At 69.3% G+C, this 22,190-nt stretch carries 24 protein-coding genes and 1 pseudogene; 10 read left to right on the top strand and 15 right to left on the bottom strand.

Annotated elements, in window-relative coordinates; all coding sequences use genetic code 11:
* Positions 1-3 precede the first annotated feature (3 nt).
* Entirely contained in the window at positions 4-624 is a 621-nt protein-coding gene (locus tag ABD255_RS15140; RefSeq protein WP_344214171.1) for an HAD family hydrolase, read from the top strand.
* Here the strand turns inward: ABD255_RS15140 and ABD255_RS15135 are convergent.
* Positions 600-1,874: an MFS transporter gene (locus tag ABD255_RS15135; protein ID WP_344214169.1), complete on the bottom strand. Its 1,275-nt coding sequence runs from the start codon at positions 1,872-1,874 to the stop codon at positions 600-602. The two genes, ABD255_RS15140 and ABD255_RS15135, sit on opposite strands and share 25 nt — an antisense overlap.
* Entirely contained in the window at positions 1,871-2,503 is a 633-nt protein-coding gene (locus tag ABD255_RS15130) for an HAD-IA family hydrolase (RefSeq protein WP_344214167.1), read from the bottom strand. Before ABD255_RS15130 ends, ABD255_RS15135 begins: the two co-directional genes overlap by 4 nt.
* Before the next feature lie 65 nt (positions 2,504-2,568).
* On the opposite strand from ABD255_RS15130, the gene ABD255_RS15125 reads away from it, so the two are divergent.
* A complete protein-coding gene (locus tag ABD255_RS15125) occupies positions 2,569-3,735 on the top strand; it encodes an ROK family transcriptional regulator (RefSeq protein ID WP_344214165.1) in 1,167 nt (388 codons plus the stop codon).
* A gap of 7 nt (positions 3,736-3,742) precedes the next feature.
* Here ABD255_RS15125 and ABD255_RS15120 read toward each other — a convergent pair whose 3' ends face one another.
* The 4 genes from ABD255_RS15120 to ABD255_RS15105 form a co-directional block, all read right to left on the bottom strand.
* Positions 3,743-4,645, bottom strand: a complete 903-nt coding sequence (locus ABD255_RS15120; protein WP_344214162.1) for an AraC family transcriptional regulator — start codon at positions 4,643-4,645, stop codon at positions 3,743-3,745.
* A gap of 123 nt (positions 4,646-4,768) precedes the next feature.
* Positions 4,769-5,419 carry a DinB family protein gene (locus ABD255_RS15115; RefSeq protein WP_344214160.1) on the bottom strand — a complete coding sequence of 217 codons (651 nt, stop codon included), beginning with the start codon at positions 5,417-5,419 and terminating at the stop codon, positions 4,769-4,771.
* Between the two features lie 3 nt (positions 5,420-5,422).
* On the bottom strand, positions 5,423-6,265 hold the full coding sequence (thiD, locus tag ABD255_RS15110; RefSeq protein ID WP_344214158.1) for a bifunctional hydroxymethylpyrimidine kinase/phosphomethylpyrimidine kinase: 843 nt from the start codon (positions 6,263-6,265) through the stop codon (positions 5,423-5,425).
* Positions 6,266-6,295: 30 nt separating this feature from the next.
* Complete coding sequence (locus ABD255_RS15105; protein WP_344214156.1) at positions 6,296-7,258, bottom strand: thiamine-phosphate kinase; 963 nt, start codon at positions 7,256-7,258, stop codon at positions 6,296-6,298.
* A 127-nt stretch (positions 7,259-7,385) separates the two neighbouring features.
* On the opposite strand from ABD255_RS15105, the gene ABD255_RS15100 reads away from it, so the two are divergent.
* From ABD255_RS15100 to ABD255_RS15085, 4 genes and pseudogenes are all read left to right on the top strand, one after another.
* Positions 7,386-7,622, top strand: a complete 237-nt coding sequence (locus tag ABD255_RS15100) for an Lrp/AsnC family transcriptional regulator (protein ID WP_246486833.1) — start codon at positions 7,386-7,388, stop codon at positions 7,620-7,622.
* On the top strand, positions 7,601-8,122 hold the full coding sequence (locus ABD255_RS15095) for a DUF3515 domain-containing protein (RefSeq protein WP_344214154.1): 522 nt from the start codon (positions 7,601-7,603) through the stop codon (positions 8,120-8,122). Before ABD255_RS15100 ends, ABD255_RS15095 begins: the two co-directional genes overlap by 22 nt.
* An 85-nt stretch (positions 8,123-8,207) precedes the next feature.
* On the top strand, positions 8,208-8,624 hold the full coding sequence (locus ABD255_RS15090) for a YciI family protein (protein ID WP_344214152.1): 417 nt from the start codon (positions 8,208-8,210) through the stop codon (positions 8,622-8,624).
* A gap of 88 nt (positions 8,625-8,712) precedes the next feature.
* A pseudogene (locus ABD255_RS15085) lies at positions 8,713-9,962 on the top strand (RNA polymerase sigma factor).
* Between the two features lie 87 nt (positions 9,963-10,049).
* On the opposite strand, the gene ABD255_RS15080 reads toward ABD255_RS15085, so the two are convergent.
* From ABD255_RS15080 to ABD255_RS15065, 4 genes are read right to left on the bottom strand one after another with little or no spacing between them, the layout of a single operon-like run.
* Positions 10,050-11,183, bottom strand: coding sequence for a D-alanine--D-alanine ligase family protein (locus ABD255_RS15080; RefSeq protein WP_344214150.1), 1,134 nt, complete (start codon positions 11,181-11,183; stop codon positions 10,050-10,052).
* Between the two features lie 58 nt (positions 11,184-11,241).
* Positions 11,242-12,375 carry an NAD(P)/FAD-dependent oxidoreductase gene (locus ABD255_RS15075; RefSeq protein ID WP_344214148.1) on the bottom strand — a complete coding sequence of 378 codons (1,134 nt, stop codon included), beginning with the start codon at positions 12,373-12,375 and terminating at the stop codon, positions 11,242-11,244.
* A gap of 32 nt (positions 12,376-12,407) precedes the next feature.
* Entirely contained in the window at positions 12,408-12,599 is a 192-nt protein-coding gene (locus tag ABD255_RS15070; protein ID WP_344214146.1) for a ferredoxin, read from the bottom strand.
* 16 nt (positions 12,600-12,615) lie between these two features.
* Positions 12,616-13,812, bottom strand: coding sequence for a cytochrome P450 (locus tag ABD255_RS15065; protein ID WP_344214144.1), 1,197 nt, complete (start codon positions 13,810-13,812; stop codon positions 12,616-12,618).
* 159 nt (positions 13,813-13,971) lie between these two features.
* Here ABD255_RS15065 and ABD255_RS15060 point away from each other — a divergent pair, with 159 nt between their 5' ends.
* Positions 13,972-14,568, top strand: coding sequence for a TetR/AcrR family transcriptional regulator (locus ABD255_RS15060; RefSeq protein ID WP_344214142.1), 597 nt, complete (start codon positions 13,972-13,974; stop codon positions 14,566-14,568).
* A 24-nt stretch (positions 14,569-14,592) separates the two neighbouring features.
* Positions 14,593-15,699, top strand: a complete 1,107-nt coding sequence (locus tag ABD255_RS15055; protein WP_344214140.1) for a trans-sulfuration enzyme family protein — start codon at positions 14,593-14,595, stop codon at positions 15,697-15,699.
* Between the two features lie 4 nt (positions 15,700-15,703).
* Here ABD255_RS15055 and ABD255_RS15050 read toward each other — a convergent pair whose 3' ends face one another.
* Both ABD255_RS15050 and ABD255_RS15045 read right to left on the bottom strand, forming a co-directional pair.
* A complete protein-coding gene (locus ABD255_RS15050) occupies positions 15,704-16,882 on the bottom strand; it encodes an MFS transporter (RefSeq protein WP_344214138.1) in 1,179 nt (392 codons plus the stop codon).
* Entirely contained in the window at positions 16,879-17,661 is a 783-nt protein-coding gene (locus ABD255_RS15045) for a DeoR/GlpR family DNA-binding transcription regulator (protein ID WP_344214136.1), read from the bottom strand. Before ABD255_RS15045 ends, ABD255_RS15050 begins: the two co-directional genes overlap by 4 nt.
* Positions 17,662-17,726: 65 nt before the next feature.
* On the opposite strand from ABD255_RS15045, the gene ABD255_RS15040 reads away from it, so the two are divergent.
* Positions 17,727-18,908: an MFS transporter gene (locus tag ABD255_RS15040; protein ID WP_344214134.1), complete on the top strand. Its 1,182-nt coding sequence runs from the start codon at positions 17,727-17,729 to the stop codon at positions 18,906-18,908.
* A 52-nt stretch (positions 18,909-18,960) separates the two neighbouring features.
* Here the strand turns inward: ABD255_RS15040 and ABD255_RS15035 are convergent, their stop codons facing one another.
* Positions 18,961-19,776 (bottom strand): SMP-30/gluconolactonase/LRE family protein, encoded by an 816-nt coding sequence (locus ABD255_RS15035; RefSeq protein WP_344214132.1) that lies wholly within the window; start codon positions 19,774-19,776, stop codon positions 18,961-18,963.
* A gap of 65 nt (positions 19,777-19,841) precedes the next feature.
* On the bottom strand, positions 19,842-20,645 hold the full coding sequence (locus ABD255_RS15030; RefSeq protein WP_344214130.1) for a class I SAM-dependent methyltransferase: 804 nt from the start codon (positions 20,643-20,645) through the stop codon (positions 19,842-19,844).
* A 184-nt stretch (positions 20,646-20,829) separates the two neighbouring features.
* Between ABD255_RS15030 and ABD255_RS15025 the strand changes: the two genes are divergently transcribed.
* Entirely contained in the window at positions 20,830-21,087 is a 258-nt protein-coding gene (locus ABD255_RS15025) for a GyrI-like domain-containing protein (protein WP_344214128.1), read from the top strand.
* A gap of 88 nt (positions 21,088-21,175) precedes the next feature.
* On the opposite strand, the gene ABD255_RS15020 is transcribed toward ABD255_RS15025, so the two are convergent.
* The gene (locus tag ABD255_RS15020; RefSeq protein ID WP_344214126.1) at positions 21,176-22,183 is read right to left on the bottom strand and encodes a sugar phosphate isomerase/epimerase family protein; all 1,008 of its coding nucleotides are present in this window, start codon (positions 22,181-22,183) and stop codon (positions 21,176-21,178) included.
* Positions 22,184-22,190: the final 7 nt, after the last annotated feature.

Here is a 22,190-nt window from a genome sequence, read left to right as displayed (position 1 = left end):
GGCATGCCGCTGACGATCGAGGCCGTCCTGTTCGATGCCGATGGAGTGATCCAGCGGCCGACCGTGGACTGGCGCGCCGCCTTGTCCAGCTTCGTCCCCGCCGGGTCGGCGGACGAGTTCGTGCTCGACCTGATGAAGTCGGAGCGGCCCTCGCTGGTCGGCAAGGGCGACTTCGAGGAGGCCGTGGTCGAGGTCCTGGCGCGGTGGGGATCTTCGGCGCAGGCCGCATCGGTGCTCGACCTGTGGCGCCGGTTCGAGGCGGTGCCGACCGTGGTCGAGTGGATCCAGGAGTTGCGGGCTCGCGGCGTCGGGTGTCACCTGGCGACCAACCAGCAGGCCTACCGGCGCGCGATCATGCACGACGAGCGGCACTACGGCGACTGGTTCGACCAGACCTTCTACTCCTGCGACCTCGGCCTGGCCAAACCCGATCCGGCGTACTTCCGGGCCATCCTCACCGCGATCGACCGGCCGGCCTCGTCGGTGCTGTTCATCGACGACAACGCGGCCAATGTCGACAGTGCCCGGAGCGTCGGCCTGCACGCCGAGATCTACGACCTGGTCGACGGGACCGACGCTCTCCGTGCTCTGCTCGAGCGCTACGGCCTGGCTGTCTCAGCCTGATCTGAATCTGAGCCGGGGCGACGGACGAGCAACAGGACGAGGAGAAGCGGAAGGGGAATCAGGAAGGCGGTCCGCAACTCCACCACGCCGGCCAGCGCGGCCAGAGCGGCCGGTGCGAGCAAGATCGCCACTCCTGACGCACAGGCGCTGAGCGATGCGAGATGCGCTGGGCTGACGCCGGGGATGGAGATCAGGTCGGCGAGCACGATCGGATAGAACGTCGCCACGCCCAGCCCTGCGAGTGCCAGCCCGACGGTGACCACAGCCGGCCCGTCGAACAATGTCACGCACACCGTCCCCAGCCCGGCCAGCACCGCACCAGGCATCAACGGCGAGACTCCGCGCACCCGCACCGGCCCGATCATCCGCCCGACAGCCATGCCGATCGGGAAGGCACTCGCCAGCAACGCGGCGGTCCCTGTCGGCAGTCCAGTGGCCACCATCCGCGCCACTGCCCAGATCACGAAACAAAACTCCACCGCCATGGCGAGCACCACCCGCGACCACCCACCGAAGACACCCACCCACACCCCGCCACGAGGCTGAGGATGATGTGGCTCGCGCCTTGAGGCGGGGCGCCGGCCAGCGCTCGACACTGCCGAAGCCGGCGCCGCATCAGCCGATCCACCCATCCTCGCCGCGTCCAGCGGTCTCTGCGCTTCCTGCGCTTGCAGCTCCCGCGAAGAGCGGAGGAGCGGGATGAGGAGGACGAGGGGAACCGCGGCGAGGAGCATGGCCAGGCGGCCGGTCGGGCCGAGCGAGTCGAGAGTGCCGATGATCAGTGGGGCGAAAATCCCGACGGTGCTGGAGACAGCGTTGACCCGGGCGATCCGGAGAGCGGCTCGCGGACCGGACAGCAGGAGCGGGACGACCAGGATCATCAACGCACCACCCAGACCGACGAACAGACCACCCGCCAGCGCGACAACGAGGTTCTGCGCGACGGCGAGGAGCACCGCACCAGCCGCGCAGACGATCGCGCCGGCGCGGAGTACGGGGGTTTTCGCGTCGGTGCGCAGGAGCAGCGGACCGATCCCGGCGACGATCAGCAGCCCCACCGCGAACGCCGACGGCAGCACGGCAAGCTGATCCGTCGACTCGCCCAGATCCCTGGCCAGCAACGCGACACAGGCACCCAGCCCCGCGATCGCGAAGCCCAAACCCGCCAACGACAAGGCGCCCAGCAAGTCGGCCGATACCCCGCGCCGCGGCTGCGTCAGTACGTCGACCGCGCCATCGGCTTCACTCATCCCGGCGGCCGAGGCGCAAAGTCCAGCAGCGCCGACAACTCATGGAGGTCCCGCAGACGGATGTCCCCATCCAAGCCCTTCAAAGCGGCAGTCAACGCACCGGCGGCCCGACCCGCCTCGAGCCCGACCTCGGCATCCTCCACCACCAGGCAGTACTGCGGGTCGACAGCGAGCAACTCGGCAGCGCGAAGGTAGCCCTCGGGGTCGGGCTTGCCGCGGCTGATGTCCTCGATCGTCACCAGCAGCGGCGGGTCGATCGCCGCGGCACCCAGCCGCACCTTCGCCAGCCGCTGGTCGGCGCTCGTGACGACCGCCCACGGAAGCCCGCGGCGCGAGATCGTGGCGAGCACCTCAGCAGCTCCCGGCGCAGCCAGTACGCCGTCCAGGTCGTCGTACTGGAGCTCCAACTGGCGAGCTGCGGCCGCCAGGCGAGCCGACTCCTCCAGTCCGGGCATCATCCGGTCGACGGTCGATTCCGCGGGCGCGCCGTGGGCCTGCGAGAGCACCTCGGCGGCGTCCACGCCGTACTCGCCGGCCCAGGTCGTCCAAGCACGCTCGACCGACTCGTCCGACGTGACCAGCGTGCCGTCCATGTCGAACAACACGGCCCGGAGATGCTGTAGATCCATCGATCCTCCATTAAACTCGTTCTCCGAGCATAAACCCGAGAGGTGCTATGACGGCAAGAGGCGACGTGAGACCGACGGCGCGACGCGGCCAGTGGCAGACGGCTGCGGACGTACTGGGACAGGTGGCCCGGCAGCCCGGCGTCACCCGTGCCGCGGTGGCTCGCGAACTGCGGTTGAGCACCAGTTCGGCTACCGAGGTCACTGCGCGGCTGAGGGACCTGCACCTTCTCACCGAGACACCTGCGCCGAGCCGGGGACGCGGGAGACCGACCACTGTGCTCCAGCCGCATCCACGCGGCCCGGTAGTGCTGGCGATGGACCTGCGGCAGGGGAACTGGCGGAGCGCGGTGGTGACGCTGGACGGCGTACTGCATGAGCAGCAGTCCGTCCGCCACCGCAGCCGCCGGCCCGAGTCGGTGCTGGCGAACCTGCATGCTGCCGTCGAGACCACCCGCAACCAGTACGGCGACCGCCTGCGCGCCGTGACTCTGGCAGTGGCCGGGACAGTGCGGGACGACCACCTGATGCAGGCGCCGACGCTCGGGTGGGGTCAGGTCGACCTGACCGCAGTGACGGCGGGTACCGGCCTCCCCCTCCTCGCCGGGAACGACGCCACGCTCAGCGGCGTCGCCGAGGCGCGTACTGGAGCAGCCGCCGGGGCAGGCACCGCGCTGCATCTCATCGTCGAGGTAGGAGTCGGCGGGACCCTCATCCTCGACGGCATCCCGGCCAGTGGAGCCACTGGGGCCGGAGGAGAGTACGGGCATATGCCCTTCGGCGACCGCAGCCGCTCCTGCCCGTGCGGCGCCAGCGGCTGCTGGGACCTCGAGATCGACGGCCGAGCCCTCGCCCAACACCTCCGCGAGCCTGAACCGGACGACCCGTACGCCTATGCCGAGTCAGTGCTCCAACGCCTCAACGAGAAGCGAGTCGCGCGAGCGGTCAGCCGGGTGACAGCAGCACTCGCCTCAGGCATCGCCGGCCTCGTCAACGCCCACGACCCCGACGTCGTCACTCTCGGCGGCCTGGCCGTCCCCCTCCGAGCCGCCGCACCGGTCACCTTCACCGACGCCTACACCGCCGGCTTGATGACGTTCCACCGCGCTTCCCCACCGCCGGTCCTGGACGCCACTCACCAAGAAGACGGCGCCCTCCGCGGCGCCGCAGCCCTCGGCCTCGACCACATCACCACGGACACCGCTCTCGCGGCCTGGTCAGAAACCCACCCCTGAGCCAGCCTCAGACCAGGGCAGGAGTGGTTTCGGGGGTGGAGCCTCGGAGGCGGGCGGCGTCTTGGCTTGGGGAGGCGCCGAACTGGCGGCGGTACTCGCGGCTGAACTGGGATGGACTGTCGTAACCCACGCGACTGCCGACTCCGGTGATGTCCTTGGGGTGAGTGGCGAGCAGGAGCCGGGCCTCCTGCAGGCGGATCTGCTTCTGGAACTGGACCGGGCTCATCGCCGTGACCGCCTGGAAGTTGCGGTAGAAGGCGGACGCGCTCATGCCCGCCTGCTGCGCCACCTCCTCGACGCGAAAGGACTGCGCGTAGTGGTCGCGGATCCAGCGGACCGCGCCGGCGACGTGGGTCAGGCTGCTGTCGGGTAGACCGAGGTGGCGGACGACGGCGCCCTGCTCGCCGGTGATCAGCCGCCAGAGGATCTCCCGCTTGATCAGCGGGGCGAGGACCGCCCGATCGCGGGGCTGGTCGAGCAGACGCAGCAGCCTGATCACCGCGTCGAGAAGGTCGTCCGACGCCTCACTGACCGCCATGCCGGACGGCGTGCCCGTGGTAGGCGCTAGGTCTCCGGGCGAGGCCTGGAGGAGTACCTCGGCGACGGCGGCCGGTTGGAGGGTCAGGCCGAAGCCGAGTGCCGGCTGCTCGGGGCCGGCCTCGGTGTAGTGGCCGGTGATCGGCAGGTCGACCGAGGCGATCAGGTATTGACCGGCGCGGTACTCGTACACGCGGTCGCCGAGCGCGATGCGCTTCGCGCCCTGGGCGATGAGCGCCATCACGGTGCCCGACATGGACGACGACGGCGGCAACGGGTGCTCGACCTTCGAGATCAGCACGTCGTCGATGGCCGTTGTCAGGTCGGGCCGTGCGTGCTTGGCGAGCAGCGTCCGGAGTTCGTCAATCCGCATGAGGTGACTGAACCATAGATCGATCCTCCAATCATCGAGAGGATCGGGCAAGAAGTTCGGACCATGATCATCCACCACGGTTTTCAAGCCGCCATGACCGCTCAGCGGGGCGAACTCGGCCGATCAGCGTTCGGTGTCGACGGGCGAGTCGGCTGAGGGCTCGGGATCGGTCGAGGTGGAGTCGGTGGTCTCCTCGACCGGGTCCGGCTTGGGGGCGGGGATGATCGGGGGCTCCAGCACCGCGAGAATCTTGATGATGTCGTGGCGGTGGTGCTGGATCTCGTGGGCGGTGTGGCGGATCAGCCAGCCGAGGCTGCGCGGGGCTCGTACGGGGTAGTTGTAGAGGCCGAGCTTGCCCAGCTCGTGCGGTTGCAGCACGCGGGCCGCGGCGCCGAACTCGCGGGCGAAGCGCATCAGCGCGGCCGCGACCTCCATCGGGTCCTGATCCTCGTACTTCGCTTCCTTCACCCGCCCGGTCCGGTCCATCGGGGCATAGACGGGACGGTCCTCGGCCAGGCACTGCGCGATCCGGAACCGCTGCACCTCGAGCACGTCGCGGACGTGGCAGGCGTACTCGATCGCCGACCACACCTCCGGCTCGGGCCGGATCCGCACCACGTCCGAGTCCGGACCGGCGGCCGCCTTCGTCAGCGCCATGCTGCACTCGGCCGACTGCCGGACGAGCGTCGTCACCGTTCCCTGCAGATCACCTGTGTCGTAGTCGAAGCCGCACTCGTCACACTGTCCGTCCACCGGTGGGCGGCTCTTGTTCACCTGTTACTCCTGTTTCGAACGACCGGGGTGGCCGGGGTGGGAGATGTCTCGAAACTGCCACGCGTGGTCCACCGGTCCGATCCCCCCGCCGAGCGCGAACCCGGCGGCCACCGCCCCGCTGATGTAGTCCTTGGCGGCACCGACCGCAGCCGGTACGTCGTACCCGCGCGCCAGGTACGACGCGATCGCGCTGGCGAGCGTGCACCCGGTGCCGTGCGTGTGCCGGTTGTCCACCCGGGGAGAGCTGAACTCCTCCCGCACACCCGGACCGTGCAGTACGTCCACGGACAGCGGACCCTCGTCGTGCCCGCCCTTCACCAGTACCCACGAAGCACCGGCGTCGAGCAGGATCTTCGCCGCCAGTTCGCGATCGTCGACGCCGCGCAACTCGACGCCGGCGACCGGTCCGAGCTCGGTCAGGTTCGGGGTCAGCACAGTCGCCAGCGGCACGATCTCGGACCGGACGGCGTCCATCGCGTCCGCGCCCAGCAGCTTGTCGCCGTGCTTCGACACCGCGACCGGATCGATCACCACCGGCACGTCGGCCGGCAGCGTCCGCAGCAGCGACGCCACCACCCGGACCATCGACGCGGAGGCCAGCATGCCGGTCTTCACCGCGTCGACCCCGATGTCGTCCACGACACTGCGGAACTGCGCGACGACCTGCTCCTCGGGCAGCTCCCAGGCGCCTTGCACGCCGAGGCTGTTCTGGGCGGTGATCGCGGTCAGCACGCTCATCCCATGCACACCGTTGGCCAGCATCGACTTCAGGTCGGCCTGGATCCCGGCCCCACCGCCCGAGTCGGACCCGGCGACGGTGAGAACCCTGGGCGGCGCGGCGTTCATGACAGCTCCTGGAGGCGGTTCGTCGACATGTCAGCTCTTGAAGTGGGCGTGGCCGGTGCTGCCGGTGTAGAGGTGACCGTCCACCGTGACGGTACCCGGCGGGCGTTCTTCGTTGCCCTCAGCAACCGTGCCGATGACGGTCCACCCCTCCGGTACGTCGGCCGGCTCGAACGTGCCGACCAGGGCATGGTCCTCGCCACCGCCCAGCACGAAGCCCAGCGCGTCCGCGCCGGTCGCCGCCGCAACCGCCTGCAGCGGCTCCGCGACCGTCAACGCGGCCGACCGGATGTCGATCAGCACCTTGCTCGCGACCGCGATGTGGGTGAGGTCCGCGACCAGGCCGTCGCTGACGTCGCACATCGACGAGGCACCGGCGAGCGCCGCGCGCGGCCCTTCGGCGTACGGCGGTGCCGGGCGGCGGTGGGCTTCCACGACCGAGCGGGGCGAGCGGAAACCCCGGTTGAGCACGGTGAACCCGGCCTCGGCCCAGCCCAGCCGGCCGACCACGGCCACCTCGTCGCCGGGGCGCGCCCCGGAGCGCAGTACGGGAGGGCGGCCGTCGAGGGAGCCGAAGGCGGTCACCGAGACGACGATCTTGTCCGACTGGACGGTGTCGCCGCCGACGATGCTGACGCCGAGCAGTTCGCACTCGTCGGCGAGCCCCTGGTGCAACTCCACCGCCCACGCGCTCGGCAGTTCGGGCGGCGCGCCGAACCCGACGACCAGCGAGGTCGGCCGGGCGCCCATCGCGACGATGTCGGCCAGGTTCTGCGCGGCGGCCTTGCGGCCCACGTCGTAGGCCGAGGACCAGTCCTGGCGGAAGTGGCGGCCCTCCACCAGCAGGTCGGTCGTGATCACCATCCGGCCGTCCGGCACCGCCACCACGGCCGCATCGTCGCCCGGTCCGACCAGGACGTCCTCACCTTGGGGAAGGCTCTTGGTGACGGCTTGGATCAAGCCGAACTCACCGGTGCTTCCCAACGTCTCTGTCACGTCAGCTGACCTCCCATATCGCTCCGGCGAGTCTAGGCGGTACGGTGACCGGGCAACGAAGAGTACGCCGGGCCGCTTCGCAGTACCGTGGCCGATGCCAGCTGAGGACGACTGAGTGGAGAACGACGTGGTGGTCCAGGCCTACATCCTGATCCAGACCGAGGTCGGCAAGGCAGCCGACGTCGCCCAGCAGATCGCCGAGGTCCAGGGCGTCACCCTGGCCGAAGACGTGACCGGTCCGTACGACGTGATCGTGCGCGCCGAGGCTCGCAACGTCGACGAGCTCGGCAAGCTGGTCGTGGCGAAGGTGCAGAACGTGCCCGGCATCACCCGCACGCTGACGTGCCCCGTCGTCCACATCTGAGTCCGGTCATCGCCCGCAGGCGCCGGCGCGCCCGTCGACGGGCCGCCCTGGCCGTCGCTCTGTCCACCGTCGGCGCGATCGCGCCGGCCGGCTGCAGTCCGGGGCCGGCGCCGGTCGCAGTACCGTCGCCTGCTGCCGAGGTCGCCGACGCTTGCGCACCGATGGTGAAGGCGTTGCCGAAGAAGGTGCTGGACGCCGAACGTCGCGAGACCGAGCCGCCGAGCCCGCTGACCGCGGCGTACGGCGATCCGCCGGTCGAGGTGACCTGCGGGGTCGCGCCGCCCGCGGGGATGGCCGAGGCCCAGTCGCAGTGCTTCGAGGTGAACGGCGTCGGCTGGTTCGCCAAGGAGGTCGGCAACGGCGTCATCTTCACCACGATCGGCCGCAAGGTCTACCTGGAGATCGCCGTCCCGGTGAAGTACAAGCCGGAGGCGAACGCCCTCACCGACGTCTCCGACGCCGTCAAGGCCCACAACACCCTGATCACCCCCTGTACCTGAAGAGTGCGTGTCCGGTTCCTGTTGGGTGCATCGACGTAGCTGGTGAGAAGCACCAGAGTGGTGCCACGGACGACGGGAGATTTCGATGAAGTACATGATTTTGACGTATGCCTCGCAGCAGGACTACGACGGCATGGGCGGCAAGGACACGGGCAAGCCGGCCTGGACCGAGGAGGACTTCGCCGCGATGGGCGCGTTCATGGAGAAGTTCAACAACGACCTGATCGAGTCGGGCGAAATGGTCGAGACGCGGGCACTCGCCGCGCCGGTGCTGACCCGCCGGCTCGGGTCGAAGGACGGCTCGTCGGTGGTCACCGACGGCCCGTACGCCGAGACGCAGGAAGTGCTCGCCGGGTACTGGATCGTCGAGTGCGAGAGCTTCGACCGCGCCACCGAGATCGCCGCCCGGCTGGGCGACACTCCCGCCCCGGAGTTCGTCCGAGCCACGGCGTACGCCGACATCCGGCCGATCGTGGAGACCCGGGACGACCTGGTCGACTGATGCCCAGGCCGCACCTGAGCCAACCGGCACCTGAGCCAACTGACACCAGAGGCGAACTGATGTCCGGTTTCCTGTCCGAGGCGAACTGATGTCCGGGCCCGCGCTCGAGGAGATGCTGCGTGAACTGGCGCCGCAGGTTCTCGGTGCGCTGGTCCGGCGGTACGGGCACTTCGACACCGCGGAGGATGCCGTCCAGGAGGCTCTGCTGGCGGCATCGCAGCAGTGGCCGACTGGCGGACGTCCGGACAATCCGCGTGCCTGGCTGATCAAGATCGCGTCCCGCCGGCTGACCGACCTGCTGCGCAACGAGCAGGCCCGGCAGCGCCGCGAGGACACGGTCGCCCAGTGGGTGCTGCCCGAGGACTGGCTAGCAACCCCAGCAGACAAGGTCGAGCCCGCCGCGGACGACACCTTGATCCTGCTGTTCCTCTGCTGCCACCCCTCGCTCTCGGCCGCGTCGCAGATCGCGCTCACCCTGCGAGCGGTCGGCGGCCTGACCACCGCCGAGATCGCCCGCGCCTTCCTCGTGCCCGAGGCAACGATGACCCGGCGGATCACCCGGGCGAAGCAGAGCGTGAAGGATGCCGGCGCCAGGTTCTCGATGCCACCGGACGCGGACGAGCGGCTGGACGCAGTACTGAAGGTCATTTACCTGATCTTCAACGAGGGCTACGCCAGTACGACGGGTCCGAACCTGCAGCGGGTCGAGTTGGCGGCCGAGGGGATCCGGCTGGCCCGGATGGTGCACAGGTTGCTCCCCGACGACAGCGAGGTCGCCGGGTTGCTCGCGCTGATGTTGCTCACGGACGCGCGTCGCCCGGCGCGAACCGGGCCGAACGGCGAACTGGTCCCGATGGCCGAACAGGATCGGTCGTTGTGGATCCGCGCGCTGATCGACGAAGGCGTCGAGTTGATCACCGAGGCGTTACCCGCGGACCGGTCGGGCCGTATCAACTGCAGGCGGCGATCGCCGCGGTGCACGACGAGGCGGGATCTGCCGAAGAGACGGACTGGCCGCAGATCGTGGCGCTGTACGAAGTACTGCTGCAACTGACGGACAACCCGATGGTCGCGTTGAACCACGTCGTCGCCGTGGCGATGGCTCGGGGTGCGGCCGAGGGATTGGCGCTGCTGGGGAAGATCGAGGGCGACGATCGGATCGCCAAGGACCACCGGTTGTCGGCGGTGCGGGCGCACCTGCTGGAGATGTCGGGCGATCTGGCCGGCGCGCGGTCGGCGTACGAGCAGGCGGCGAGCCGGACCACGAGCCTGCCGCAGCAGCGCTACCTCAACAGCAAGGCGGCAAAGCTCAACCCCGGATCGACGATCCGGGGTTGAGGCACGAGAACTGGTGAGCGCCGGCCGTGCCGTGGTTGAGGCACGAGAACTGGTGAGCCGGCCGGGGTTGCCAACTGCGGGAACGGTTCAGCGGAGGCCGGTGTTGCGGGTCATGGCGAGGGTCAGGAGTCGGTCGACCAGGGCCGGGTAGTCGACGCCCGAGGCTGCCCACAGGCGGGGGAACATGCTCGTCGGGGTGAAGCCGGGCATGGTGTTGATCTCGTTGATGATGACGTTGTGGTCCTCGTCGAGGAAGAAGTCGACCCGCGCCAGCCCTTCGCCCTCGATCGCGTCGAAGGCGGTCAGCGCCTTCGCCCGGACCTCAGCCACGACGTCGTCCGGCAGATCGGCCGGCACCGACAGCGCGGTGTACTCCTCGCCCTCCGGCAGGTACTTCGTCTCGAAGTCGTAGAAGTCGTGCCCGCCGCCGGAGATCGCGATCTCGCCGCAGACACTGACCTCGGCCGGACCACCGTTGAGACCGCCGAGCACGCCGACCTCGATCTCGCGCGGGTTCTTCGCCGACGCCTCGACGATCACCTTCGGGTCGTGCGCGCGGGCCTCGGCGACCGCGTCGTCCAGTTCGTCGAGGCTGTTCACCTTACTGATGCCGAGGCTGGAACCACCCCGGGCGGGCTTCACGAACACCGGGTAGCCGAGCCGGTCGACCGCCTCACGGCAGGCCTGCGGGTCGCGAGTCCAGTCGCGGTCGCGGATCACGACGTACGGAGTGACCTCGAGTCCGGCCGCCGCGAAGACGACCTTCATGTAGTGCTTGTCCATGCCGACGGCGCTGGCCAGGACGCCGGAGCCGACGTACCGGATGTCCGACATCTCCAGCAGGCCCTGCAGCGTGCCGTCCTCACCCCACGGGCCGTGCAGCAGCGGGAAGACCACGTCCACCTCGCCCAGCGTGGCCGGCACCTCACCCGGTTCGGTGACGACGAGTTCACGGTCCGCGCCGAACAGCACCGGCAGCGCCGTCACGTCCACCTCCGGCAACTTGCCGTCGGTGATCGACAACCGCTCCGGGTCCCCGCTCTCCAGCACCCAGTGGCCGCTGGTGGTGATGCCGACGGGCACGACCTCGTACTTGTCCCGATCGATCACCTGCAGCACGTTGGCCGCGGTGACGCAGGAGATGGCGTGCTCGCTCGACCGGCCGCCGAAAACCACGGCGACGCGGGGCTTGCTTTTTTCTTCCCTCGAGTACTCACTCACCGGCTCGACGATAGCGGTCCGGTGATCCGGTTGTGACCAGGGTTTAGTTAAGAGCTCTTCAGATCTCTGTCAGTGACGCCCGCTCCCGGCGCGTCTCCCGCGGCATGTTCCAGCCCAGCACGGCCGTCACCCGACCCCCGGACCGGTACTGCGCGACGAACCGCCGCGCCGCCGGGCTCCCCTGCGTGATCACCAGCCGCGCGTCGGGTGGAATCACGCCGTAGACCTGGATCTTCGCGTCGTACTGGTCCGTCCAGAAGTACGGGATCGAATCGAACGGTTCCTTGCTCGCCGCGAGCAGGTCGCGCGCTGTCCAGACCGCCTGCTCGGTCGCGTTGGTCCGGTGTTCCAGCCTGAGTGACAAGCCGAATCGCCTGCTGGTCCACCGTGCGACATCACCCACCGCGCGGACCTCTTCCGGCGCTTCGTCACACAGGACGCCGTCGCCCAACGGCAATCCAGACCCCTCCAGCCAGGCAGTAGCCGGCTTGGAGCCAACGGCAACAAGCACTACGTCTGCCTTGAGCTGCGACCCGTCTGCCAGCTCTACAGCCCCCGCATGCACCGCTCTGACGGCGGTACCACCCACCATCCGTACTCCGTTGGCTGCGTGCAGGTCGGCGACCATCCACCCGACCTCCGCACCCAACTGCCTGGCCATAGGCGCCTGAGCCACATCCACGAGGGTCACGTCACACCCGAGTTGCCGTGCGGCAGCAGCAGTCTCCGACCCAAGGAACCCAGCTCCGATTACGACAACCGCCGATGCCTGCAGCAACGACTCCCGAAGAGCCACAGCATCGTCGAGAGTCCTCAGGACGTGTACACGCTCCTGCTGGAACGGCTGGATCGGCTGCACCCCAGTAGCGATCACAAGCCGGTCGTAGCCGACCTCCTCCCCCGTGGCCAGGTAGACCTGCCGCGCGTCAAGATCCAGCCGATCCGCGCGGGCGTCGAGCTTGAGGTCGATGCCCTGCTCCGCGTACGCAGTACTGGCTCCGAAACGGGTGCGGTCCGGCGGCCAGGTGCCCAGCAGGCCTTGCTTCGACAGCGGCGGCCGGTCGTACGGAAGGTGCGGCTCGTCGCCGATCACCGTGAGGGCGCCGGCAAAGCCCTCACGGCGCAGCGTCTGCGCAATCGTCGACCCGGCGGCCGAAGCCCCGACGATGACAATGTGCTCTTCCCGCCCCACCGCCTTCCGTCCTTTCCTTGGCATTTGGTTGGTCATTCGCTCAGGTGGATGGCCCGGGCTGGGCAGAGCAGCGCCGCCTCGCGGGTGGCGTCGTACTGGTCGGCCGGCGGAGGCTGCAGCAGTATGGCGACGCCGTCCTCGTCCCGCTGGTCGAAGACGTCCGGCGCCGCGAGCACGCACTGTCCGGCGGCCACACAGCCTTCCTGGTCGATCGTCACGTCCATCGTCGACTCCCTTCGCTCAGCGATCCCAGGTGACGGGCAGCGCCGTCACGCCGTACACGAGGGTGTTGTCCTTGAACTTGATCTCCTCGAACGGCACCGCCAGCCGGAGCGTCGGTATCCGCCGGTAGAGCCGGGTGTAGACCTCCTGCAGCTCGACCCGGGCCAGTTGTTGCCCGAGGCATTGATGCGGGCCGAAGCCGAAGGCGAGGTGGGCCGAGGCCTTCCGGGACAGGTCGACCTGGTCGGCATTCGGGAATACGGACTCGTCCCGGTTGCCGGACGACAGCGCGGCGATCAGGTACTCGCCGGCCTTGATCGTCTCGTCGCCGAGCGGGAGATCGTCCAGCACGTGGCGGAACAGGCCGAACTGCACGACGGACAGGTAGCGCAGCAGTTCCTCGGCGGCGGCCGGGGCCAGCGCGGGGTCGTTGCGAAGGGCGTTCAGTTGATCGGGGTTGCGGAGCAGGACGAGGGTGCTGAGGGCGATCATGTTCGCGGTGGTCTCGTGGCCGGCGATCAGCAGCGTGATACCGATCGACACCAACTCCGGGACGGTCAGCGGGTTGCCCTGGTCCTCGGCCCGGGTGATCAGCCGGGAGAGCAGGTCGTCCTCCCGCTGCTCGAGCTTGGCCAGCACCAGCCCGGCCATGTACTGCTGCAACTCCTCGCTGACCCGCGTCACCTCGTCCTCGGGCCGGTCGACCGAGACCAGGATCGCGCTGCGGCGCTGGAACTGGTCGCGGTCGGCGTACGGGACGCCGAGAAGTTCGCAGATCACCAGGGACGGGATCGGCAGTGCGAACGCCTGGACCAGGTCGACCGGTCCCTCGCTGGCGAGCATCGCGTCGAGATGATCCTCGACCAGTTGCTGGATTCGCGGGCGCAGCGCCTGAACCCGCTTGACGGTGAACTCGCTCGTCAGCAGCCTGCGCAGGTGGGCGTGCCGTTCGCCGTCGTTCTGCAGGATCGAGCCGGACTCGACCTCGCGCTCCAGATCCGCCTCCGGTACGACGTGCGCCGACGGCGCGGACCGCGAGCTCAGGCGGGTGTCGGCCAGCACCGAGCGGACGTCGTCGTACCGGCTGAGGACCCACGCGTCGACTCCGGCCGGAGTGGACACCTTGATCGGCCCGGAAGTCTCGCGGAGAGCGGTGTAGCCGGCTGCCGGCTCGAACGGGCAACCGCTCGGCCGGCCGGCGGGAAACTCAGTCATCGGCAAGATCCTCGCTTCGATGGTTTGAGCAGGGGAAGAATTTGGTAGTAACTACCATATGACTGCTGGCGCCAGTTGAGTTCGACTCTCGGCGCGTCGAGCGGCGTGTACGCTGCCCGGACGCAGGACCAGTCGGGGTAGTGGCATTGGGGTAATGGCATGGGGCTTCGCGAGCTGAAGCGGGAACGGACCCGCCGGCTGATCTCGGACAAGGCGTTCGAACTGTTCACCGACCACGGCTTCGGCCGGACCACGGTCGAGCAGATCGCCGCGGCCGCCGAGGTCGGGCCGAGCACGCTCTACCGGTACTTCCCGACCAAGGAGACGCTGGTTCTGGAGTTCGTCGAGGACAGTCTGTTCGGCGCTCTCGACTGGTTCCGGGCGCAGCCGGCCGACGCCGATCTGCCGGATGCTTTGCAGGCGCTGATCGAGCGCGTGCTCGACGAGATGGACAGCAACCCGGACCGGGTCCGGACTGTCTACGACCTGGCCGGGCAGACGCCGTCACTGAGCGCGCACCTGGCCGACGTGATCTGGCGCTGGCGCAACGAACTGACCATCGAACTGACCGCCCGCCTGGCCGGCGACTCGGTCGAGTTCACCGCCGCGCTGGCGGCCGGGACGACGATGAACATCATCGAGATCGTGGTCCAGACCTGGGTCGACAACCCCGACGGCACCCAGGTCAAGCAACTGGCCCAAGAAGCCATGGGCCTCCTCCGCGGCGGCGGGATCCCCCTCCCCACCTCCCAATAGTTCGAGCGTTGGGAGAATGCAGGCATGACCCCTGACCTGGATCCCTCCACCGTCGTCGTGCATGCCGGTCGGCCTGAGCGTGTGCCAGACGCGCCGCTGGGTGAGTCGCCTGTCTTCAGCTCGACCTACATCGCCGGCGGAGACCGGGGCTACGGGCGCTTCGACAACGACGCCTGGGCCGCGCTGGAGACGACCCTCGGCGCCCTCGAAGGCGGACGTGGTCTGACCTTCGCCTCCGGAATGGCCGCCGCAGCCGCGGTATGCGATCTCATCCCGGTCGGTGGCCGAGTGGTCGCGCCACAGCACGCGTACAGCGGAGTACTGGCTCTTCTCGATCAGCAGGCCGCCACCGGCCGGCTGACCGTCGACCGAGTCGACATCGCCGACACTGCGACAGTTTCAGTAGCGGTCGCCGGCGCGGACATGCTCTGGATCGAGTCCCCCACCAACCCCGCCATGGAGGTCGCCGACCTCCCTGCCCTCGCCGCAGCTGGTCGCGCAGCCGGCGCCTTGGTGATCGTCGACAACACCTTCGCGACACCGTTGCTGCAACAACCTCTGAAACTGGGCGCGGACATCGTCATGCACTCCGCGACGAAGTTCATCGCCGGCCACTCCGACGTCGTGCTCGGTGCGATCATCACCGCCTCCGACGAACTGTGGAGAACCCTGGAGCAGCGCCGCCGCAGCCTCGGCGCGATCCCCGGCCCGATGGAGGCCTGGCTCGCCCTCCGAGGCCTGCGAACCCTCGCCCTGCGGTTGGAGCGAGCCCAGTCCAACGCCGCCTTCCTGGCCCAGCGCCTGCTCGAGCACCCGCGGGTGAGCCTCGTCCGCTACCCCGGCCTGCCGGACGACCCAGGCCACGCGCGGGCGGCCGCGCAGATGTCCGGCTTCGGCGCGATCCTCGCCTTCGAGCTCGGCGGCGACGGCCCCGGCGCTCAACGCGTCTGCGAGAGCACCTCGCTCTGGGTCCACGCGACCAGCCTCGGGGGCGTCGAGTCGATGCTCGAACGCCGCCGCCGCTGGCCCATCGAAGTACCGACGATCCCCGAGGATCTGATTCGCCTCTCGGTCGGCATCGAGCACCCCGACGACCTCTGGGCCGACCTCGAGCAGGCCCTCAAAGCCTGATCGACTAGTCCTTGGCCGCGGCGAGCGGGCGGAGTACAGGCGCTGCGATGACCGTCAGGACGCAGAGGACAACTGGCAGGGCGAAGGCGACGTTGAGGGGCATCCAGTGGGTTAGGCCGCCGATCAAGGCCGGGCCTGCGAGGAGGCCGACGTAGCCGAGGCCGACGACCTTGGCCATCAGAGCGCCGGAAGCGCGGGTGTCGAGGTTGCCGGCCGCGGTGAAAAGTTGTGGGACTCCACCGGACAGACCCAGCCCGAACAGAGCCCAGCCGATCAAGGCCACTGGCACCCACGGCACGGCGATGACCGTGGTCAGGCCGATGGCGGCGAGCGCGGCGCCGTACCGGACAATCGCCATCGGACCGATCAGCGCGGCGACCCGGTCGGTGGCGAACCGCCCGATGGTCATGGCGACGGCGAACGCGCCGTACGCGTAGGCCGCAGTACTGGCTGAGGTGCCGAGGACGTCCCGGAACTGGAGTGCGGCCCAGTCGTTGGCGACACCTTCGGCGAGCATCAGGCCGAAGGCCAGACCGCCGAGTTGCCAGACGAGTTTGCGCGGCGGCGCGATGCGTTCCGGCTGGTCCGCAGCGGGTTCCGGCTGGGGCGGCGGCTCGATCAGGTAGCGGCCCGCTGCCAGCGAGACAACGATGCAGACCACCCCGGACGTGCTCAGCGAGACAGCTGTCGGTACGTCGGCCTTCAGCGCGGCCGCACCGATCAGAGCCGCGAAAGCGCCGCCGATCGACCACATCGCGTGGAAGGCGGCCATGATCGGTCGCGGGTAGGCGCGTTCGACGACCACCGCCTGCGAGTTCATCGCCACGTCGATCGCGCCGTTGCCGAAGCCGACGGCGAGCAGCGCCAGCCCGAGCGTCCACCAACTGCCGGCCAGCCCCGGGCCGAACAGGGACAGGCCGAGCAGTACGCCGGCGGCGGGCACCAGCCGGCGCTGGCCGACCCGATCGGCGAGCGGGCCGGCCACCTGCATGCCGATGAAGGCCGCGCCGCCGAGCACCAGGAGCAGGAGGCCGAGCGTGCTGTGCGTGATGCCGGTCGCGCGTTCGACGTTCGGGATGTGGACGACCCACATGCCGACGGCGAAGCCGTTCAGGCCGAAGTAGGTCCAGGTGGCCACCCGGGCCGCGCGGGGCGGCGCAGCGGTGACGGTGTCGATGCTCAAGAGAGCCCTTCCACGGTTTGGTCTGCGACATGCGCCAGTACTCCGCGCTGCGCGAGCACGGCGCGGGCCTCTTCCGGTGCGGTGGAGTCGGTGATGATCAGGTCGGGTCGATCGGCCGGGCAGATGTAGGCCAGCGCGGCGCGATCCCACTTGGCGCCGTCGGCCAGCACCATCGAGCGGGCGGCGACCGCCATCGCCTGCTGCTTCACCTCGGCATCGCCCAGGTCGAACGCGGTCAGGCCGGACTCGATGCTGAAGGCGCACGGGCTGAGCACGGCCACGTCGAACCGCAGCGCCCTGAGCGAGGCCAGCGTGAGCGGTCCGACCATCGCCAACTCCCCCGGCCTCGGCTCACCACCCGGCATCAGCAGCCGGACGCGTGGCGCGTCGATGAGTTCCTGGGCGACGTGCAGCGACAACGGCATCACCGTGACGGCGCGATCGCGAAGCAGTTTGGCGACCTCCAGGGCCGTCGTGCCGCTGTCCAGCACGATCGTCTCGCCGTCGCGGAGTTGCTCGACGGCCGCCTTCGCGATGGCCTGTTTCGGCCCCAGATCGGCGATGACCCGGGCCGCGAAGGGCGGCTCGATTCCGGTCCGCATCGCCGGTACCGCGCCGCCGTGGACGCGCTTGAGCACGCCCTGCGCCGCCAGGTAGTCGAGGTCTCGGCGCACGGTCATGTCCGAGGCGCCGGTCGCCGCCACCAGTTCCGCCACTCCGACCCGCGTCGAGCCCTTGAGCCGCTCGACGATCACCCGCTGCCGTTCCGTACTCTTCACTGAGAAAAGTTAACAGCTGGATGATCGTTCAAACAAAACTGATGTTCGAATGGTGGACTTCCGCTGTGCGGTTCCGGAGAGGGTGGGACGTGGTCGACGAAGTCCGGCGGGCTCGGTACGCCGTGGGCGCGGTCTTCTGTGTGCACGGCGCGGTGACCGGATCGTTCGCTACCCGGGTGCCGTGGATCCAGGACCACGCGTCGGTGAGCCCGGGGCAACTCGGGCTGGCACTGGCGTTCCCCGCCCTCGGCGCCTCACTGGCGATGCCGTTGGCGGCCAGGATCAGCCACCAGTTCGGCAGTCGCGCCACGCTCCGCGGCCTGATCGCGCTGTGGACGCTGGCGCTGATCCTGCCGTCGTTCGCGCCGAACCTGGTGGCGCTGTGCGCCGCGCTGTTCGTTTACGGCGCCACCGCTGGGATGGCCGACGTGGCCATGAACGCGATCGGCGTCGAGGTCGAGCGGCGGCTGAAGAAGTCGATCATGTCCGGGCTGCACGGCATGTGGAGTGTCGGCACGCTGATCGGGTCCGGCCTCGGCACGGTCGCCGCGCACCTCGAGATCAGTGCGCAGGCGCACCACCTCACCGTCGCGGTCGTGCTCACCGTGATCGGGATCTCGGTCTGTCACTACGTGCTCAACCTCCGGCCGACCGAGGATGAGGAGGCGCCGCCACGCTTCGCCCTGCCGCCGAAGTCCGCCTGGCTGATCGGCGCGGTCGGCTTCTGCGCGGTCTTCGCGGAGGGCGCGAGCCTGGACTGGTCCGCCGTCTACCTGGAGGACGTCCTGACCACCTCGGCCGGAGTCGCCGCGGCCGCGACGACCGGCTTCGCGCTGACGATGGCCGTCGCCCGGATCGCCGGTGACGCGGTGGTCGACCGCTGGGGAGCCGTTCGTACGGTGCGGGTCAGCGGGATCATCGCCACCTTCGGCGGCCTCCTCGTCGTACTGGCGCAGCATCCGCTGGTCGCCATGGCCGGCTTCGGGTTGCTGGGCCTGGGCATCGCGGTCGTCGTCCCCTTGGCTTTCGCCGCCGCCGGCCACACCGGGCCCAACCCCAGCCAGGCCATCGCCGGCGTCGCCACCGTCACCTACACCTCGGGCCTGGTCGCTCCGTCGGTGATCGGTGGCATCGCCCAGGCCTCGAGCCTCACCCTCTCGTTCATCGTCGTCACCGTGCTGGCCTCCGGCCTGGCCGTCTTCGCCGGCGTACTCCGTCCGCAGGTGCGCGCGACTCCTGAACGCTGAGCAGCCCTGCGATCTGGGTAGCAGCCGGGGTGCCGCTGGTCGGCACCCCCGGCTACGGCTTGCCGGCGTGCGGGCTGGGGCCTCGGGCGGTCAGCACCTGGCCGGTGCGGTCCTCGGTGGAGAAGTTCTCGAAGCCATGCCACTCGGCGGCGAGGATGAACAGCGTGTCGCCCTCGGGACCACCCAGCATGCAGGCGAAGCCGCCGCGATCGAGGTCGACCGTCTGCAGTACCTCGCCGCCTTCCCGCACCCGGACGCAGCGCTGAGCCGGCACATCGGCGTACCAGACGGCTCCTTCGGCATCGAGGCAGATGCCGTCGGGATGTCCGTCGCCGAGATCGGCCCAGACCCGGCGGTTCGCCAGGCTGCCGTCGGGTTCGAGGTCGAACGCGGTCAGCCGGCAGCCGAAGGACTCCGCGACGATCAGCGTGGTCCCGTCCGCGGTCACCGCCATCCCGTTCCCGAACTCGATGCCGTCGGCAACTTGCCGGGGCGGGCCGTCCGGTGGGACGACCAGGACCACTCCTGGTTCGCTGAAGTCGGAGGAGCCGCCGTTGACGTACACGTAGCCCCGTCCGTCCACCACGATCTCGTTGGCGATCTCGGCCAGGTCGGCGGTCGCCACCAGTTCTCCGTCGGCCGCCTGCCGCCACAACTTCCCGCCGGCGACCACCAGCAGCGTCCCGTCGGGCAACCAGTCGATCGAGAACGGCAGTGTCTGCGCCGGCACTCTCGCCATCACCTCGCGCTCGCCGTCGAGCCCGACCGCGAGCACCTCGCCGGTCCCCCAGTTCGCCAGCCACAACCTGCCGTCGTGCCACCGCGGCGACTCCGCGATGGCCAGACCATCCACCAGCACCTTCGACATCGTCGTACTCCCTCAGCCAGGCGACTCTTTACCCGTAGTACGAAGTCAGCCCGCGGGTTTCGACATCAGCCGCGGCGGGCGGTCACCACGACGTAGTCGTTGGAGAACCTGAAGCCGTCCCGGTCTTCGTTCAGCTCCATGGTCGCCGCGAGCAGCCGGGCGTCCAGTTCGGCCTCCAGGTCGGCGCCGTTCGGAAGTGACGCCAGGGCCTTCGCCGCGCTCACCGCCATCGGGTGCTCCGACGAGGTCGCCAGGTAGTCAGCCGGCGACTTCCCGGTGAACGTGAGCTCCCGCCGCTCGACCTCGACATCGAACCCGTACGGCGCGAACGCGGCCCGCAGCTGATCCCGGTCATGCCAGCCGAGCGCCTTCCGCTCCGGCTGCTCGCCGGCGGGCTGTCCCATCGCCTCGGCCATGAACTGCCCGGCGATCTTGTTGATCACCACCAGCGGTCCCTCCGGGGGCCACGCGGTGAACCTGATCGCCCCGTCCGGCGCCGTCACCCGCACCATCTCGGCGATGGCCGCCTCGGCATCCGGCGCGAAGATCGTCGCGAACACGGAGAAGACCACGTCCGCTGAGTGGTCCGGCAGCGGGATGCTCGCCGCGTTGCCCACCACGAAGTCGACGTCGAGCCCTGCCTTCGCCGCCCGGCCTCGCGCGACCTCCAGCAGCCGGGCTGCCGGGTCGACGCCCGTCACCACCGCGCCCCGACTCGCCGCGAGCAACGCGGCATTCCCGGTCCCACAGCCGACATCGACGACCGTCTTCCTAGCCAGCGGCTCGGCCATCCCCACGACGATCTCCGACACCGGCAACAACATCTCCCCGGTCGCCTCGTACCGGCCCACACCCCAGTCGATCTCCACGCCCACTCCTCCCACTGAACCCCGGTCGACGCCAAGTGAACCACCCTCCGGCGCCTGCCTTCCTGCAGCGGAACGCTTGCGGTTGACACTGTGTGAAGCCGGAGGGTGAAAGCGACATGGTGAACATCGGAGAATTTCCCCGGCCCTGCGGCGTTTCGACCAACTCGGCGGCGTTTCGACCAGGATGCTGCGGCACTACGACACGCTCGGCCTCCTCACGCCCGAGCCTGAGCTGGAGTCCTACTCCCTCTCGGCCACCGAAGTAGCGTCGATCGTCCACCACGGCCCGATGAACACCATCTCCACCGCCTACCAAGCACTAGCCCACTGGGCAGAGTCCACCGGGTGCTCCCCGGAGTCCCCACGCTGGCGTGAGCACTACCTGGAAGCGGCCGGCGACGACGAGTCCAACTGGATCGTCGAACTGCAACTAGTGTCCTGAGTCGGAAGGTCGTGCTTCGACGCCTGGGCGCCGGAGATATGCACGAACGACCGACTCAGGAAACTAAAACTCGGCTGACGTCACCGGACTACTTGTCGGTGGCGAACGCCGCGTCGAAGGCTGCTTCGGGCTTGTCGAAGGCGAGTTTGCGGATGACGTCCACCGCCTCGGCGGCGCCGACCTTGCGCTCCATACCGGCGTCTTCCCACTCGACCGAGATCGGCCCGTCGTAGCCGATCGAGTTCAGCACCCGGAAGCAGTCCTCCCAGTTCACGTCTCCGTGGCCGGTCGAGTAGAAGTCCCAGCCGCGGCGCGGATCACCCCAGGGCAGGTGCGAGCCGAGCCGGCCGTTGCGGCCGCCGCCGGTCCGCATCCGGGTGTCCTTGCAGTCGACGTGGTAGATCCGGTCCTTGAAGTCCCAGAGGAACGCGGCCGGGTCGATGTCCTGCCAGACCATGTGGCTCGGGTCCCAGTTCAACCCGAACGCCTCCCGGTGCCCGATCGCCTCGAGGGTGAGCACGGTGGTCCAGTAGTCGTACGCGATCTCCGACGGGTGCACCTCGTGCGCGAACCGCACGCCGACCTCGTCGAACACGTCGAGGATCGGGTTCCAACGGTCCGCGAAGTCCTTGTACCCTGCCTCGATCCGCTCGGCCGGCACCGGCGGGAACATCGCGACGTACTGCCAGATCGACGACCCGGTGAAGCCGATGACGGTGTTCACACCGAGCTTGGCCGCGGCCCGCGCGGTGTTCTTCATGTCCTCGGCGGCCCGCTGCCGGACGCCCTCGGGATCGCCGTCGCCCCACACCCGGGACGGCAGGATCGCCTCGTGCCGGAAGTCGATCGGGTCGTCGCAGATCGCCTGCCCGACCAGGTGGTTGGAGATCGCGAAGACCTTCAGGCCGTGCCGTTCGAGGATCTCGTGCCGGCCCGCGATGTAGTTCTCGTCGTCGATGGCCTGCTGGACGTCGAAGTGATCACCCGAGCAGGCGATCTCGACGCCGTCGTAGCCCCAGGACGAGGCGAGGCTGCAGACCTCCTCGAACGGCAGGTCGGCCCACTGGCCGGTGAACAGGGTGATCGGGCGTGGCATGTGCTGG

Origin of the sequence: Kribbella sancticallisti (genome assembly GCF_039530625.1) — a bacterium.
Lineage (GTDB): Bacteria > Actinomycetota > Actinomycetes > Propionibacteriales > Kribbellaceae > Kribbella > Kribbella sancticallisti.
This window is presented reverse-complemented; position numbering and strand designations above follow the sequence as displayed.